Origin of the sequence: Sphingomonas caeni (assembly GCF_026013415.1) — a bacterium.
GTDB lineage: Bacteria > Pseudomonadota > Alphaproteobacteria > Sphingomonadales > Sphingomonadaceae > Sphingomonas > Sphingomonas caeni.
On sequence record NZ_JAPDOK010000005.1, the window covers coordinates 1 to 16,108 of the forward strand.

Annotated in this window: 15 protein-coding genes and 1 tRNA gene; 10 read left to right on the forward strand and 6 right to left on the reverse strand. The window is 66.8% G+C overall.

Features of this window, described 5'->3' with window-relative positions; translation table 11 throughout:
• Positions 1–263: 263 nt before the first annotated feature.
• The 9 genes from OF829_RS13165 to purQ all read left to right on the forward strand — a co-directional run bounded on the left by OF829_RS13165 (position 264) and on the right by purQ (position 10,640).
• Entirely contained in the window at positions 264–1,277 is a 1,014-nt protein-coding gene (locus OF829_RS13165; RefSeq protein ID WP_264940538.1) for a DUF4349 domain-containing protein, read from the forward strand.
• Between the two features lie 131 nt (positions 1,278–1,408).
• Complete coding sequence (locus tag OF829_RS13170) at positions 1,409–2,266, forward strand: DUF4349 domain-containing protein (RefSeq protein ID WP_264940539.1); 858 nt, start codon at positions 1,409–1,411, stop codon at positions 2,264–2,266.
• A gap of 106 nt (positions 2,267–2,372) precedes the next feature.
• Positions 2,373–3,152, forward strand: coding sequence for a phosphoribosylaminoimidazolesuccinocarboxamide synthase (gene purC / locus OF829_RS13175; RefSeq protein WP_264940540.1), 780 nt, complete (start codon positions 2,373–2,375; stop codon positions 3,150–3,152).
• Positions 3,153–3,158: 6 nt separating this feature from the next.
• The gene (locus OF829_RS13180) at positions 3,159–4,994 is read left to right on the forward strand and encodes an acyltransferase family protein (protein WP_264940541.1); all 1,836 of its coding nucleotides are present in this window, start codon (positions 3,159–3,161) and stop codon (positions 4,992–4,994) included.
• On the forward strand, positions 4,991–6,832 hold the full coding sequence (locus OF829_RS13185) for an acyltransferase family protein (protein WP_264940543.1): 1,842 nt from the start codon (positions 4,991–4,993) through the stop codon (positions 6,830–6,832). The genes OF829_RS13180 and OF829_RS13185 overlap by 4 nt, the downstream gene beginning before the upstream one ends.
• Positions 6,833–6,925: 93 nt before the next feature.
• Positions 6,926–8,185, forward strand: coding sequence for a transferrin-binding protein-like solute binding protein (locus OF829_RS13190; protein WP_264940544.1), 1,260 nt, complete (start codon positions 6,926–6,928; stop codon positions 8,183–8,185).
• Positions 8,182–9,564 carry a surface lipoprotein assembly modifier gene (locus tag OF829_RS13195; RefSeq protein ID WP_264940545.1) on the forward strand — a complete coding sequence of 461 codons (1,383 nt, stop codon included), beginning with the start codon at positions 8,182–8,184 and terminating at the stop codon, positions 9,562–9,564. The genes OF829_RS13190 and OF829_RS13195 overlap by 4 nt, the downstream gene beginning before the upstream one ends.
• A gap of 183 nt (positions 9,565–9,747) precedes the next feature.
• Positions 9,748–9,978 (forward strand): phosphoribosylformylglycinamidine synthase subunit PurS, encoded by a 231-nt coding sequence (purS, locus tag OF829_RS13200; protein ID WP_264940546.1) that lies wholly within the window; start codon positions 9,748–9,750, stop codon positions 9,976–9,978.
• Positions 9,975–10,640, forward strand: a complete 666-nt coding sequence (gene purQ, locus OF829_RS13205) for a phosphoribosylformylglycinamidine synthase subunit PurQ (protein WP_264940547.1) — start codon at positions 9,975–9,977, stop codon at positions 10,638–10,640. Before purS ends, purQ begins: the two co-directional genes overlap by 4 nt.
• On the opposite strand, the gene OF829_RS13210 is transcribed toward purQ, so the two are convergent.
• From OF829_RS13210 to OF829_RS13220, 3 genes are all read right to left on the reverse strand, one after another.
• Complete coding sequence (locus OF829_RS13210) at positions 10,637–11,488, reverse strand: alpha/beta hydrolase (protein WP_264940548.1); 852 nt, start codon at positions 11,486–11,488, stop codon at positions 10,637–10,639. The two genes, purQ and OF829_RS13210, sit on opposite strands and share 4 nt — an antisense overlap.
• A 78-nt stretch (positions 11,489–11,566) precedes the next feature.
• Positions 11,567–11,941: a hypothetical protein gene (locus OF829_RS13215; protein WP_264940549.1), complete on the reverse strand. Its 375-nt coding sequence runs from the start codon at positions 11,939–11,941 to the stop codon at positions 11,567–11,569.
• Complete coding sequence (locus tag OF829_RS13220) at positions 11,938–12,690, reverse strand: queuosine precursor transporter (protein WP_264940550.1); 753 nt, start codon at positions 12,688–12,690, stop codon at positions 11,938–11,940. The genes OF829_RS13215 and OF829_RS13220 overlap by 4 nt, the downstream gene beginning before the upstream one ends.
• Before the next feature lie 60 nt (positions 12,691–12,750).
• Here OF829_RS13220 and OF829_RS13225 point away from each other — a divergent pair.
• Positions 12,751–12,827 (forward strand) — tRNA-Arg (locus OF829_RS13225).
• Positions 12,828–12,939: 112 nt separating this feature from the next.
• On the opposite strand, the gene OF829_RS13230 is transcribed toward OF829_RS13225, so the two are convergent.
• From OF829_RS13230 to OF829_RS13240, 3 genes are read right to left on the reverse strand one after another with little or no spacing between them, the layout of a single operon-like run.
• Positions 12,940–13,800, reverse strand: coding sequence for an RDD family protein (locus tag OF829_RS13230; RefSeq protein ID WP_264940551.1), 861 nt, complete (start codon positions 13,798–13,800; stop codon positions 12,940–12,942).
• On the reverse strand, positions 13,797–14,828 hold the full coding sequence (locus tag OF829_RS13235) for a stage II sporulation protein M (RefSeq protein ID WP_264940552.1): 1,032 nt from the start codon (positions 14,826–14,828) through the stop codon (positions 13,797–13,799). The genes OF829_RS13230 and OF829_RS13235 overlap by 4 nt, the downstream gene beginning before the upstream one ends.
• On the reverse strand, positions 14,825–16,090 hold the full coding sequence (locus OF829_RS13240; RefSeq protein ID WP_319951558.1) for a DUF58 domain-containing protein: 1,266 nt from the start codon (positions 16,088–16,090) through the stop codon (positions 14,825–14,827). The genes OF829_RS13235 and OF829_RS13240 overlap by 4 nt, the downstream gene beginning before the upstream one ends.
• Between the last annotated feature and the right edge of the window lie 18 nt (positions 16,091–16,108).

The window sequence follows — 16,108 nt, forward strand, 5'->3', positions numbered from 1 at the left end:
GTCAAAACAAGTCTGTCCATCCGCAGTTTGAATCAGAATTTACACTCTTAGGGAATCCTGAATCTCAACAGACCCTAGGCTGAGGGCTCGAATTATTTCCTCGTCGCCCCGGCCTTGAGCCGGGGTCCCGCTACCTCGTTCCAAGCTTGTTCCAAGAAGGAGAAGCGGGATCCCGGCTCAAGGCCGGGATGACGATGGATTTCCGGACTCTTGCCGCCTCTCGTTTATGTGATAGTATATCATCACAGAATAGGAGGGGAACGATGCGGTTATTCAAGCGGCCCAGGCTCATCCCCTTGATCGCGACCTTCGCGGTGATGACGGTCTTCATCCTGACCTTCCTGTTCGCGGGGCCCTTCCGCTCACCCGAAACCCGCGACGCGGTGATGCCGAATCTGGACGTCCGCGCGCCCGCGCCGCCCCCGCAACCGTCACAGAATCTGCCCGCGATGGCGGTGTCGGAACCGCCGCCTCCCCCCGAAGCCGCGTCGCCCGGCGAGCCCGCCGCGGAGGCGGTCGACGAGATCAAGCCCGTCGAAGTCAGCCTGCCCAAGCTCGCCTACGCCTATGCGCTCGGCTTCCGCCTCGACGGCGGCAAGATCGCGGCGGCGCAGGACGCGCACCGGCAGATCTGCATCCGCATGGGCCCGGCGCGCTGCCAGCTGCTCGAGATGCGGCGCGGCGAGGCCGACGACGCCGAGACCAGCGCCATGCTCAAGCTCCGCGTCGCAAGCAGCGAGGCCGATCGCTTCTCCGACGCGCTGGTCCGCAGCATCGCCAAGGCGGGCGGCCGCGCGATCCGCACCGATATCGTGGCCGAGGATGTCTCGAAGCAGGTGGTCGATGCCGTCGCGCGGATCCGCCAGCGCGAGATGCTCGTCGCCCGGCTGACCGACATCCTGCGCAGCCGCCGCGGCACCGTCGCCGAGCTGGTCGATGCCGAGCGCAGCGTCGCCAGCGCGCAGGAGGAGCTCGACCAGGCCCGCGCCTGGCTCGCCGAGCTGCGCGGCCGCGTCGCCATGTCGAATTTCGAGATCGCCTATCAGGCGGTGGCGCCCCAGGCCGCGCCCGCGGTGGCCAGGGATCAGTTGGGCGAATCGATCAGCGGCTCGGGCGCCGCCTTCCTGATCGCGATGCGCTCGCTGCTCACCCTGCTCATCTATCTCGTCCCCTGGATGCTGCTCGTGGTCCCGCTGATCCTGGGCGTGCGCGCGCTGATCCGCCGCGCGACGCGCGACACCCCGCCGCCCTCCTTGGAGGAGGCCGAACCCGCATGACTTAAATATGGCATAAAAAAGGCATGCCCATATTTTGCCATATTTACAAAACCCGACTCATGTGATCAGGTATCACCGTCCAGAGAGGAGACGGTGCCATGCGGGTAATTCCAGTTCTTATTGTTGCCACAATGTTGGCCGGATGCGGGAGTGTTCAGCAGACGGGGGATTCACAATCGACCAGCGCAGCCGAGATCGCGTCCGCCGACGCCTCGGCGCCAGGCGAGGCCAAGACGGGCGCGCCCGGGGCCGCGGAGCCGGTCAAGGTCACCCTCCCCCAGCTCTCCTATTCGTACAAGCTCACCTATCTGCTTCCCGGCGACAAGGTCGCCGAGGTGCAGGAGGCGCACCGCACCCTATGCGAACAGATGGGCCCGGCGCGCTGCCAGATCCTGTCGCTCCAGCGCGGCACCGGCGAAAACACCCATGCCGAGGCCACGCTCCAGCTCCGCGTCGCCAGCAACGAGGCGCGCGCCTTCACCGATTCGATGGGCAAGTCAGTGACCAATGCCGGCGGCCGCAACACCGAATCGACCATCGCCACCGAGGAGGTCTCCAAGGCGATCGTCGATACCCGCGCACGGATCGAGCAACGCGAGCTGCTCGTAAAGCGGCTGACCGAGGTGCTGCGTAATAAATCGGGCAGCGTGGAGGAGCTGGTCGAGGCCGAGCGCAGCGTCACCCAGGCGCAGGAGGAGCTCGACCAGGCCCGCGCCTGGCTCACCGAGCTCCAGGGCCGCGTCGCCATGGCCAATGTCGATATCAGCTATGGCTCGATCGCCGCCAGCGCCGATGCCGGCAGCGTCACCGGCCAGCTCGGCGACGCCACGCTGGGATCGGCGACCAGCTTCATGATCGGCGTCCGTGCGCTGCTGACGGTGTTCATCTATCTGGCGCCCTGGGGCCTGCTCGCCCTGCTCGGCTTTCTGGGTATCCGGCGCCTCTCGCGGCGGCGCGCCGCACCGCCGGCGCCCTTGGGCGATGGCTGATTGCGCGAACTGGGTCGTTTCGATATAGGCCCAGCCTTTCCACGCCCCGGCGACCGCGCGCTCATCCGCGCCGCCGGGGCCGCGCTTTTCAGGGGTTTCCGCCGCCATGGCACGCCGCCGCCAGATCTACGAAGGCAAGGCCAAGATTCTCTACGAGGGTCCCGAGCCGGGTACGCTGATCCAGTATTTCAAAGACGACGCCACTGCCTTCAATGCCCAGAAGAAGGGCACGATCAACGGCAAGGGCGTGCTCAACAACCGGATCAGCGAGCATATCTTCACGCTGCTCGCCGGGATCGGCATCCCGACGCACTTCATTCGCCGTCTGAACATGCGCGAGCAACTCATTCGACAGGTTGAGATCGTTCCGGTCGAAGTCGTGGTGCGCAATGTCGCGGCCGGTTCGCTGTCGAAGCGGCTGGGGATCGAGGAGGGCACCCCCCTGCCCCGCACGATCATCGAATATTATTTCAAGGATGATGCGCTCGGCGATCCGATGATCACCGACGAACATATCCTCGCCTTTGGCTGGGCGTCGCAGGAAGAGCTTCACGACATGGCCGACATGGCGATTCGCGTGAACGACTTCATGTCGGGCCTGTTCGCAGGGATCGGCATCCGGCTGATCGACTTCAAGCTCGAATTCGGCCGCATCTGGGACAATGATTACAGCCGGATCATCCTGGCCGACGAGATCAGCCCGGACGGTTGCCGCCTGTGGGACATGTCGACCGGCGAAAAGCTCGACAAGGACCGGTTCCGCCGCGACCTGGGCGGCGAGGTCGAGGCCTATCAGGAGGTCGCGCGCCGCCTGGGCCTCTTCCCCGAGGGCGCCGATTCGGCCGTGCTCGATCTCGAAACGCACCGCAAGCGCCGGGGCAAGTAAGCCGCGATGGACGCGGGGGCTAGCGCGACGCCGCACCGCATCGCCTATCGCCCCGAAATCGACGGACTGCGCGGCATCGCCGTCGCTGTGGTGATCCTTGATCATGCGCGGATGGACTGGATCCCGGGCGGCTTCCTGGGCGTCGATATCTTCTTCGTGATCAGCGGCTATCTGATCACCGGCATCTTGATGGGGGAGCTCGCCGGAGGCGATTTCTCGTTCCTGCGCTTCTACGAGCGCCGCGCGCGCCGCATCCTGCCGGCGCTGCTGGTCATGCTGCTGCTGACGGTGCCGGTGGCGATCCGGCTGCTGATCCCCGACGATCTGGACGCCTATGGCCGGTCGCTGGCGGCGACAGCGGCGTTCGCGAACAATATCCTGCTCACCGGCACCGCGAACTATTTCGCGACCTTTTCAGACTTCAAGCCGCTGATCCACAGCTGGAGCTTGGGCGTCGAGGAGCAATATTACCTGCTTGTGCCCGCGCTTATGCTTGCCGCGTGGCGGATCGGTCGCGCCCGGGCGATCTGGTGGGGCGCGGTGGCGGCGAGCGCGGCGAGCTTCCTGCTGTGCCTGTGGCTCGCGCACCGCTGGGGCCCCGCCAATTTCTTCCTGCTGCCGACCCGCGTCTGGGAGCTGGGCGCGGGTGCGCTGGCGGTGCTGGCCCAGCCTCGGCTGCGTGCGCTTGCGGGAAGCCGGGGCGGGCAGGCGCTGGCGATGCTTGGCCTCGTGATGGCGGTGGTGCCGCTATTCCTCTTCGTCCAGCAGATGAAGCTGCCCGACTGGGAGAGCACGGTGCCGGTCGCGGGCACCGCGCTGCTCCTCGTCTTCGCGCGTGCGGGCGAACCGGCGGCACGGCTGCTCGCGGTCCGGCCCTTGGTCTGGCTCGGGCTGATCAGCTACAGCGCCTATCTCTATCACCAGCCGATCTTCGCCTTCGTCGCCGCCTCCGCACTCGACGAACCCAGCCGGATGCTCAGCGCCGCGCTGATCCTCCCCGTGCTCGTCTGCGCCTGGCTGTCGTGGCGTTTCGTCGAGCAACCGTTCCGCGATCCCGCACAGGTGTCGGCGCGCACGCTCTGGATCGCCACCGGCGCCGGTACCGCGCTCGCGCTCGCGGCCGGGCTGGTACTGATAACGACCCATGGCTTCGCATCTTCGCGTCCCGACCTGCTCGATACGGAGGGTGGCTATGTTCGCCCGGCCAACGTGGCCTTCAACCGCGCGGCGCTGGAGTTCGCCAACAGACCCCTGCCCGCGACGCGCGAGCGCCCGCGGCTGCTGGTGATCGGCGACAGCTTCGCGCGCGATTTCATCAGCATGGGCCAGGAAACGCACCGGTTCGACGGCTGGGCGGTCAGCTTCATTCCCTCGAAGCTCTGCAACAGGATCCCCGACCGCAAGATCGCCGAGGTCATGCGCGCCGATCTGATCGTCCTTTCGGATCGCCTGTTGCCGGAGACGCTGTCCTGCTTCGGCCAGCGGGTGAAGCGGCTCCATGGCGTCACCCGCGCGCCGATCATCATCCTCGGCACCAAGTCCTTCGGCTGGAGCAACAATGCGCCGCTGATGCTCCCGCCCGAGCGGCGCTTCGCCTGGCGCGCATTGCCGCTCGAGCGCGCGGTGGCGATCAATGCAGCGGCCAAGCACGCGCTGGCGGGCGAGACCTATATCGATCTGCTCGGGAAGCTAACCGACGCGCAGGGCCGCGTTCCGCTCTTCACCCCGCAGGGCAAGCTGATCAGCTGGGACCGCCAGCACCTGACTAGGCCGGGCGCGGCCTATATCGGCGCGATCCTGTTCCGCGATCCCGCCTTCGCCATGCTGCGCCCCCGCCCGTGACCGGCGCCGCCCGCTCCGGCCTCGCCTATCGGCCCGAGATCGACGGGCTTCGCGCGATCGCGGTCGTCGCGGTGATCCTCTGCCATGCCAAGATTCCGGGCTTCCGCACCGGCTTCCTCGGCGTCGATCTCTTTTTCGTGATCAGCGGCTATCTGATCACCGGCGTCCTGGCCGCGGATCTGGCGCAGGGCCGCTTCTCGATCCTGCGCTTCTACGAGCGCCGCATCCGCCGGATCATCCCCGCGCTGATGCTGGTGATGCTGCTGTGCATTCCCTTCGCGGTGTGGCTGATGCTGCCCGACGATCTGGAGAATTTCGGCCAGTCGCTCGTCGGCACCACGCTCTTCGCGAACAATATCCTGCTGTTCCTTACCTCGGGCTATTTCGAGATGGAGGTGCAGTTCAAGCCGCTGATGCACAGCTGGAGCCTCGGCGTCGAAGAGCAATACTATCTCGTCGTGCCCTTGCTGATGGGCTTGGCCTGGCGGCTGGGCAAGGCGCGCGGGCTGCTGATCGGCGTTGTCGCGGTGACCGCGCTGAGCTTCGCGGCGTGCCTGTTCCTCGCGCGCGCCGCGCCGGTGGCCGATTTCTTCCTGATCGTCTCACGCGGCTGGGAACTGGGCGCGGGCGCGCTGGCGATGCTGCTCGAGCCGCGCATCCGGCCGCTGGCGGACAGACGCACCGCCGCCAGGCTCGCACTGGCCGGGCTGGCGCTCGCGGTCATCCCGCTCGTCCTTCCGGTCACCAACCTCTCCCCCGACGCGCGCACGCTGGTCCCGGTGCTGGGCGTATGTCTGATCCTGCTCTTCGGCGGCCAGGCCGGCCCGGCGGGCAAGCTGCTCTCGAGCCGACCCTTCGTCGCGGTCGGGCTGATGAGCTATAGCGCCTATCTGTTCCAGCAGCCGGTCTTCGCTTTCGTGCGAATCGTCAGCCTGGACGAACCGGCCCATGCACTAATGGCGGCGCTGATCGTCCCGATCTTCGTCTGCGCCTGGGCGTCATGGCGCTTCGTCGAGCAGCCGTGCCGCGACCGCAACCGCGTCTCGACCCGGGCGCTGCTGGCCGGCTCGGCTGCGGCGGCGCTGGTCGTGCTCGCGGCGGGGCTGACCTTCCACTTCACCTCGGGCTTCTATCGCAACTGGCCCGAGCTGGCCGGCGGAGAGTCGGGGCGCAGCGCCAATATCGCCTATAATGAGAGCGCCAGACGCTTCACCAAGGTCCAGCTCCCCGAAGCTGGGGGCAAGGTACGCCTGCTCGTGATCGGCGACAGCTTCGCCGCCGATTTCATCAACATGGCCAACGAGACCGGCCGGGTGGGCGGCTATGTCATCAAGCTTGCCCCCATCGCGGTCTGTGCGCGGCTGAAGCCCGGCTTAGTCGAACAGGCGCACCGCGCCGACTTCATCGTCCTCGCGTACCGCTTCAAGCCCAAGGACGTGCGGTGCATCGTCCAGCGCGTTACCCGGCTGCAAGGCGAAACCTCAGCTAAAATCATCATAATTGGCCGTAAATCATTCGGATACAATAATAATGCAGTCATGCAACTGCCCGAGAGCCAGCGCTGGACCTGGCGGGTCGCGCCGCAGCCCGAGGCACTGGAGGCGAATGAGGCCGCTCGCCGCGCCCTGCCCTCCACGCTCTACGTCGACGTGATCGGCATGCTCGCCGACGCGCAGGGGCGCGTGCCCGTCTTCACGCCCGACCGCAAATTCATCAGCCAGGACCGCGAGCACCTCACCCGGCCCGGCGCCATCTATGTCGGTGGCATCCTCTTCCGGCACCCCGCGCTCGCCGCGCTGCTCGCCGCCGGAAACCCCAAACCAGCCGATCCGCGCTGAATTGCGTGAAAAAACCGCGATTCTAGCGGCTGCATAAAGGCCTTCTTAACCACCCCCGGGTACCTCTGCTTCAGAATTCACGGGGGTTTTCCGATGCGATCGTTGGTCAAATTGCTGGCGCTTTCGAGTGCCTCCCTGCTGTCCGCCTGCGGCGGCGATACCGGGCTGCAGACAGTCGGCTCGGTCGCTCCGCCCAGCGGCGGCGGCGGCGGCACGCCCAGCGCTTCGCCCACCCCGACCTCGACGCACAGCTTCGTCGCGCCGACCGAGGTCAAGTCATACGAGGCGATCGGCGGGGTCCAGCATTTCGAATATGCCACCCGCTCGGACGGCGTCGGCCAGGGCGGCCAGCTCTATGCCGGCGACGCCAACACCGTGCGCGACAGCGGCATCACCGTCGCCTATAATCCGCGCGACGCCATTTTCGAGGTGACGATCAACCGCCCGCTCGGCAACGTCACCACCAACGTGATGCGGTTCCAGGATCCCGCCCACCGCACCGATTTCGGCGGCGCGATCGAGCCTCAGGCAAGCGTTCCCGATCTGCCGGCCAGCCGCAACATCCAGTATCTGGAATCGGGCACCAGCTCGGGCGCGACCACCAACCCGGGAGATCCCTATTACTCCGCGGGCCTGGGCGCCGGAAATTCGGACTATGCGGTGGGCGCCAAGGGCTTCACCTACAGCCACCAGACCTTCTTCTACCAGAAGCCCGGCACCACGACCTCGTACGTCACCTATGCCGGCTTCGTCCGCAACTCGGTCACCACGACCGAGACCCAGGACAATGCGACCTCGCCGCTCTACCTCAAGCAGAGCTACAGCTTCGATCGCGGCGCCTTTGTGTTCGGCGAGCGTACCGCCAACAGCGCCGTCCCGAAGACCGGCACCGGCAGCTATTCGGGCGAGATGATCGCCACCATGGTGTTCAACCCGATGCTGGACACCGACCCGACCTATCCGACCTTCTTCCAGTGGATCCAGGGCACGCACACCACGTCGGTGAACTTCGCGAGCCTGGCGGTCACCAGCAACTTCACCGGCACGGTGCTCGCTCCTGCGCGCGACGCCTATACCTCGGGCGCCTATTACCTGCCTGCCGGAACCGTCTTCACCGCGACCGCGGGCGCGAACATCGATCTGGTCAACAAGGGCGGCTTCACCGGCCAGTTCAGCGCGGCGAGCTTCCGCCTGCCGAACACCACGACCTTCACGGTCAACATCGCCGGATCGAGCATCGACGGCGCCTTTTTCGGCCCGAACGGCGAGGAAATCGGCGGCGGCTTCCGCATCGTCGGCGGCACGCCCAATGAGCGGATCGACATCCTCGGCGCGTTCACGGGCAAGAAATGAGTTCGCTCCGCGCAGCGCTCGCCTTCGCGGCGGCGCTGCTGGCGCCCGCCGCGGCGGGGGCCCAGACTCAGCCTGCGTCACAGCCGACCTCGCTCGTCGATCGCTGCGCCGCCGAAGTCTGCAAGGCACGCCTGACCCCTGACCAGCTCGCCGGCGAGGCGATGCTGCTGATCGAGCAGAAGCGCTTCGACGAGGCGCGCCCGCTGATCACGGCGCTGATGACGCTGCCCGATCACAAGCTCGAAGGCCGCTTCCTCAGCGGCATGCTCGCCTCGGGGCTCGGCGATCACGCCGGGGCGGCCGAATTCTACAAGGCGATCCTGGTCGATGATCCCTCGCAGACCCGCGTCCGGCTCGAGCTGGGACGCGAGATGCTGGCGATGGGCCACACCGCCAGTGCCGACAAGCAGTTCCGCCTCGCCCAGCAGGACGACGATCTGCCGACCGACGTGGCGCGCACGATCCGGTCGATCCGCGACATCATCCGCTCGAACCGCGCCTGGCGTTTCGACGTGGATGTCGGCTTCGCGCCCGACACCAACATCAACAATGCGACCGCGGCCGATACGATCGCGATCAACTGGGGCGGCGCCACCCTGCCCCTGACGCTCGACCCCTCGGCCAAGGCGCGCTCGGGCGTCGGCCAGACCGCGTCGATCTCGGCGGGGGTGCGCGTCCCCGTGGCGGATCACACGTCCGCGATCGTCGATGTCGACAGCGCCGGGAGCAATTATCAGGGCGTCAGCTATGACGACTACCAGGCCCAGCTCGCCGCGGGCCTCGAATATCGCATCGGCGACGTCGCCGGCATCTCGATCCAGGCGGTGGGCGCCCAGCGCTGGTATGGCGGCAAGCTCGTCAGCCGCCAGGCGGGGGTGAAGACCGGCTTCCAGGTCCGCCTGAACGGCCGCGACCGGATCGGCGTCCAGGTCGACGCGCGGCGCACCGACGCGCGGTTCGACGCCAGCTATGACGGCACCCAGCTCGCCGGCTATGTCACCTATGAGCATGCGGTGACCTCGACCCTCGTCGTCTCGGGCGGCGGCTTCGTCCGGCGCGACTGGCTGCGCGCGGACGCCTATTCGAGCACCGAGCTGGGCGTGATCGCGGGGTTCGGCGGCGAACTGCCCCACGGCATCACCTTCGGCATCAGCGGCACCGCGAGCCGCGCGACCTTCGACGCCCCGATTCCCATCTTCTCGATCGATCCCCGCCACGACTGGCGCCTCTCCGCCCGCGCGACGATCGGCAACCGCGGCTGGCGCATCCTCGGCTTCTCGCCGCAGATCACCGCCAGCTATTCGCGGACGGATACCAACATCCCCTATTTCGCGAACGACCGGCTGCGCTTCCGGTTCGCGCTGGCGCGATATTTCTGAGCGAACCCAATCCTCCCCCGCCAGGGGGAGGTGGCAGGCGCAGCCTGACGGAGGGGGAGGACGGCGACCACGTCTGTTTCGTGTCCTCCCCCTCCGACGCCTTCGGCGCCACCTCCCCTGACGGGGGAGGATATCGGAATTTCCGATTGCCCCGCACGCCGCTCCCCGCCATAGGGCGCGGGCATGAAGCTTCGCATCATCGTCACGCTCAAGAACGGGGTTCTCGACCCCCAGGGCAAGGCCATCCAGCACGCGCTTGGCGGGCTCGGTTTCGAGGGCGTCGACGATGTCCGCGCCGGCAAGATCTTCGAGCTCGATGTCGCCGACAGCACCAGCGACGCCGCCATCGACGAGATGTGCCGCAAGCTGCTCGCCAACACGGTGATCGAGAACTACCGGATCGAAAAACAATGAAGACCGCGGTCATCGTCTTCCCCGGCTCCAACTGCGACCGGGATATCGCGGTGGCCCTTCATGACGTCACCGGGATCAAGCCGGCGATGGTCTGGCATGGCGAGAGCGAGCTGCCCGCGGGCCTCGGCCTGATCGCGCTGCCCGGCGGCTTCTCGTACGGCGACTATCTGCGATGCGGCGCGATCGCGGCGCGGTCGCCGGTGGTGCGCGCGGTGGTCGAGGCGGCGGAGCGCGGCGTGCCGGTCCTCGGCATCTGCAACGGATTCCAGGTGCTCACCGAGACCGGGCTGCTCCCCGGCGCGCTGATGCGCAATTCGGGGCTCAATTTCGTGTGCCGCGACGTGAAGCTCAGTATCGACAACAGCCAGTCGATCTTCACCAGCGGCTATGGCCAGGGCGAGGAGATCCGCATCCCCGTCGCCCATCATGACGGCAATTATTTCGCCGATGCCGAGACGCTCGACCGGATCGAGGGCGAGGGCCGCGTCGCCTTTCGCTATGCCGAGGAGGTAAACGGCTCCGCGCGCAACATCGCCGGGCTGCTCAACAAGGCCGGCAATGTACTGGGCATGATGCCCCACCCCGAACGCCGCATCGAGGCCGCGCATGGCGGCGACGATGGGCGGCGGATGTTCGAGGGGCTGCTCGAAGCGGTCGCCTAACCCGGCAGATGCGCGTCGAGCCAGGCGAGGATGTCGGCCATCACCGTTTCCTTGCCGAGATCGGCGAGCAAATCGTGGAAATGCCCCTCATACAGCTTGAGCGTCTTGTCCGCCGATCCCGCGGTATCGAAGAAGAACTGGCTGCCCTTGTAGACGGTGGCCTTGTCCTCGGTGCCGTGCAGGATCAGCAGCGGGATGGTGATCGCCGGGAATTCGTCGTGCAGCCGCTCGTCGGCGCGGACCAGGGCTGCGACCGTCGCCGCCGGCTGGGTCTCGCCCGCGATCAGCGGATCGGCCTCGAGCGCGGCGACCACTTCGGGATCGCGTGAAAAGGCGATGTTGGGCAGCGTCAGCACCCCCAGCCGCGGCGCGATATGGCTGAGCCCCTTGATCGCCGCCAGCGCGAAGCCCGGCGCCGGCACCTGAAAGGCGAAGCTCTCGCAGATGAAGCCGTCGATCTCGGCCTGATGGTCGAGCACGTAGGTGGCCGAGGTCACGCCGCCCGCGCTGTGCCCGAGCAGGAATACCGGCTGCCCCGGATCGCGGCCCTTGGCGAGCGCGATCATCCCCGCGACATCGCTCACATAGTCCGAGACATTCTCGACATAGAAACGCTCGCCCTCGGATTTGCCGCGGCCGCGCAGGTCGTGCGCATAGACGGCATAGCCTGCCTCGACGAGCCGCTCGGCGGTCCAACCATATTGCCCGCTATGCGCGTTGAACCCGTGACAAATCACCACCACGGCGCGGGGCCGCGCTTCGGGGTGCCAGGAGCGGAAGAAGATGTTGATGCCGCCCGTGCTCTCGAAGCTTTCCTCGGTCGTGCGCGCGTCTGCCAATGCGGTCATAGCCCTGCCCTCCAAAGTGTCTGCGGAAGGGCGAAGCTGCGCCTGATCCAGATCAATCCGCAAGTGCGCAGAGTGCAATCAGGGGCGCGATGCGTGGAAGATGGTGGTGAAGCGCGCCATCAGCATGATCGCCAGCGGCCAGAACATCGTGTTCCAGATATCGTGGACGCTCCACGGGATGGCCTGGCCGAGCGGCACGCTGGTCATCATCCCGTCGCGCAGGTCCCAGGCCTCGCCGATCAGCGCGACCGCGAAGACCAGCGCCTGGGGCTTCCAGCTCCGCAAGGGCCAGCGGAACAGCCAGACGCTGCCGAAGAGCAAGGCCAGCGCCAGATAGATATGGAGCGCATCCTTCTCCAGCCCCGCCGCGCCGATCAGCCAATGCTTCGCCTGCTGGAGCCAGGTCGAGCCCGGCTCCACGATCGCCTTGGGATAGACGATGGTGTTGCTCACACCCGGGTGCGGAACGGCGTGAAGTCGGTGCCCTCGTCGAATATGTCGACGCCCTCGCGCCGTTTGAGGAAATTGACGACGAGATAGGTGAAGGGCGTCAGCAGCACCTCCCAGCTCACCTTCAAAAACCATTGTGTGAAGACGATCACGAGCACCTGGCTGACGGTCCAGCCCGGGGCGCCGAGAAAGGCGAGCGGATAGAAGATCAGGCTGTCGACGCCCTCGCCGAAGATCGTCGAGCCGATCGTACGCGTCCACAAATGCCTGCCCTGGGTCATCAGCTTCATGCGCGCGAGGACATAGGAATTGACGAACTCGCCCGCCCAAAAGGCGATGATCGAGGCGATGGCGATGCGCGGAATCGCGCCGAAACCAAAAATCTGTTCATAGGCCGCCTGCCCTGTCCAGCCCGTATCGGGCGGCAGCGCGACCACGACGATGCACATCAGGATCATGAACAGCATCGCCACGAACCCCGCCCAGATCACGCGGCGGGCGCGGGCATAGCCATAGACCTCGGTCAGCACGTCGCCGATGACGTAGGAGATGGGGAAGAACAGGATGCCCGCCCCGAACGGCCAATGCCCAAGCAGCGGCAGATCGAGGAAGGAGCGTTTGCTCGCGCCGATGATGTTCGACAGCAGCAGGATGACGACGAACGCCACCATCACATAATCGAAATAGCGGAACTGCCGGTTCTGCAATTCCCCTGCGGCGACATGCGCCGGCTTTGCGGTCCCCTCGCTCATGCGCGCGGTTATGATGCCGGTTTGACGCCTGCGCAATCCGCGCTAACCGGGCGCAAGCGCGCGCCCGTAGCTCAGCTGGATAGAGCACATGCCTTCTAAGCCTGTGGTCGTTGGTTCGAATCCAACCGGGCGCGCCATTATTTGCTTTGCCTCAGGCGCCGGCGGGGGCATCCGCCCGCTTGGCTCTCCGCGCATAAGCGCGGGCGGCCGTTCGGCCTTGCGGAGCCTGCGGCTCCGATTTTCCTGACCCTATGCCTTGCTGTGCTTGTCCGCGCGGCGCTTGCCGAACAGCATGTTGCGTTCGAGGCGGAGGCAGAGCGCGGTATAATAGGCTTGGAGGAATTCGAGCTCGTCCCCGCCCCCGGTCCAGCCGATCCGCCGCCGAATCGCGCGCGAGACGACGAGCAGCGACTCGTAATCCTCGCGCCGCAACACCTCCTCGAGGCGCTGCAGCTCATATTCGCCATACGCGTCGAGCTGGGCCTCGGTGAAGACGAAGTCCGCCGCGCCCTGCCGGCGCTGGCCGACGGTATGCCCCAGCTGGCGCCGCGGCTGGCGCACCACCCAGGTGCCCGCGAGCAGATCGCCGACGCGCAGATTGTCGCGGTTGAAGAGCGGGAAGAGCGCGAAAATGGCGACAGTCACGAACGCGGCGAGCACCGTCAGCAACGCGCCTCCGTCCGACTCGCCAACCGAGGAGAGGAGCGAGAAGAAGATCGTGAGCGGCACGAAGAATTCGAGTTCGCGCAGCGCGTTGCGCGCAACCACCGCCTCGCCGGTCAGCCGCCCGCCGTCGCGCGCGACGACGCGCAGCTTGGTCAGCCGCTTGCCCGGCGTTGCTCCGCGCATGCCGAGCTCGAAGGCGGTGAAATAGCCGATGCGCAGCAGGAAGCTGCCGATGAGCCAGATGACATAGGTTGCCTCCTGCCCTGCGCCCTTGCTCGAAAGAAAGGCGAATTGGGCAAGCAGGGTGAAGATCAGCAGCACCCCATAGATGATCGCGCAATCGATGATCAGCGCGACCGCACGCTCGCCGACGCGGCCGAGCCTCAGCCGGAGGTCGATCCCCTCCGACGTCACGAATTCGCGTTCGAGCCGATCGAAGGTCATTCCAGCTTCCGCGCCTTTCGGGAATTGGCGGGCTTCAGGTAATAATAGACCAGCCAGAAGAGCAGGGCCGCGCCGCCGATCAGCGCGCGGCTGAGCGAGTTATCGACGAGCTGGCGGCCAAGGCCCTCGAGCAGGCCGGCGATCACGAGCATCCCCACCACGCCGAGCATCACGAACGCCGCGCTGCGCCCCGCCGACACCGCCGATGCCAGCCGGGCCTGGCGCCCCGGAAAGGCGGTCGCAATCCCGATCCGCATCCCCGCCGCGCCCGCCAGGATGATCGCGAACATTTCGGTGGTGCCATGGATCGACAGCCAGGCGGCGAACTCCCAGCCCAGCCCCTTGGGAATGAACACCGCGAGCATCGCGCCGAGCATGCAGCCATTGTAGATGAGCAGCAGCACCGTCGGCACCGCGAAGGCGAAGCCCAGGGCGAAGGCGAACAGCGCCACGCTGGCATTGTTGACGAACAGTTCCGCCGCGAAGGCGCTCAGATGATCATCCGCGGCGAGCTTGTGATGCAGCGCCTCGGTTAGCGTCGCCACGCTGGCGGAAGGATCGCGGCCGCCGATCATGTTGCTCGGCACAATTCCGAAGAACCAGCTCGGGTCGCTCCGCACCAACATATAGGCCGCGACCGCGCCCGCCACGGTGATGGCCAGCGACACCAACGTCTCGCGCCACATCCCCCGCACTGCCGCGGGCAGCTCATCCGCCAGAAAGGCCAGCGCGCGGCGCCACAAGGGCGAATGAACGCCGTAGAGGAGGAAATAGGCGCGGGTCGAAAGCGATTCGAGATAGGCGACCAGATCGGCATCGAGCGACGTCTCGCGCGCGACCGAGAGCGACGAGAGCGTCGCGCGATAGAGCACCGGCAACTCGAAAAGGTCCTCGTCCGAGAGCGACCCGGCGCGCCCCGCCTCGACGCGGTCGAGCAGGGTCTCGAGCCGGTCCCAATCGGGCCCGCGCGCCTCGCGGAAGCGATGGCTGTTGACGTGGAGCCCCGGCGCGATGTCGATCCCGCTCACAGCAGGTTCCTCCGCTTGAAGTCGAGATATTGGCGAATCAGCGCGGGGCCCACGGCGTCATGCCGCGCCTCAATCACATGGATGCCCAAATGCCGCATCCGCGAGATCACCAGCCGCCGCTCGCGCAGCAAGGCCGCCGCGGTCACCGCGCGCGAGACATCGTCGATCGTCTTCGGCTCGGCGGCGGCCAGCTCCTCGAGCTCCTCGTCGGCGAGCACGACGAACAGCAGCAAATGCCGCCCGAGCAGGTTCGCCGCGGCACGCAGCATCAGCTCGGCACCGGTCTGATCGGTGAATTCGGTGAAGACGATCACCAGCGAGCGCCGGTTGAGGCTCCCCGCAAGCGTCGCCAGCGCGAGGGTGAAATTGGTCTCGACAGCCGAGTAATCGAGCTTGGCGGCGAAGCGCTGGATCAGCGGAAAGGCGCGCACCCCCGACACCGAGCCCGACGAGATGCGCGGGCGCGAATCGAAGCCGAAGAAGGAGACGCGGTCACCCAGCTTGAGCGCGGCATAGGCCGAGAGCAATGCCGCCGAGATCGCCCGGTCGACGCGCGGCAACCCCGCGACCGGCTCGCACATCACCCGGCCCGAATCGATCGCGAACACTATCTGGTTGTTGCGCTCGATCCGATATTCGCGCGCGAACAATTTGAGGTGGCGCGCGCTCTGGCGCCAGTCGATGTCGCGGCGCTCCATCCCGCTCTGCCATTCGGTCAGCGCCTCGAACTCGCTGCCCTCGCCGCGATCGATCCGCGAGCGTTCGCCCATCTGGGCGTCGCGGAGCAGCAGCTGGGCATCGTCGCGCACCTGGCGGATATTGGGGGCGATCAGCACCTCCTGATCGACGGCATAGTTGCGCATCCGCCAGATCAGTCCCATCGGCCCCGGCCAGCGCGCCCAGAGCCGCTCGACCGCATCCACGCCGCGCCGCACCGCGGTAAAGGCCAGAGCGGGCCGGAACTCCTCGCGCCCCACCACCATGCGGTTGTCGGCCACCGGCCGCAGCTTGGGTCCGGTCGAGAGCGCGAGTTCGAGCCCGGGCGGGACATGGCGTTTCACAGTCACCTCGACCGCGACGATCACCGGCGCGCCGACCTCGACCGCGCCCGGCGCCGCCACCGCGAACCTGGGCGCGCGCGGCGCGAACAGCCAGTCGAGCAGCAGCAGCGTCAGGACCGCAGGGATCCACACCAGTCCCGCAAACCAGATCGCGGGCGCGAACACGCCGACGAGCAGCGCCACCGGCGCCCCCGCGGCCATCAGCAGCACGCCTCTGGG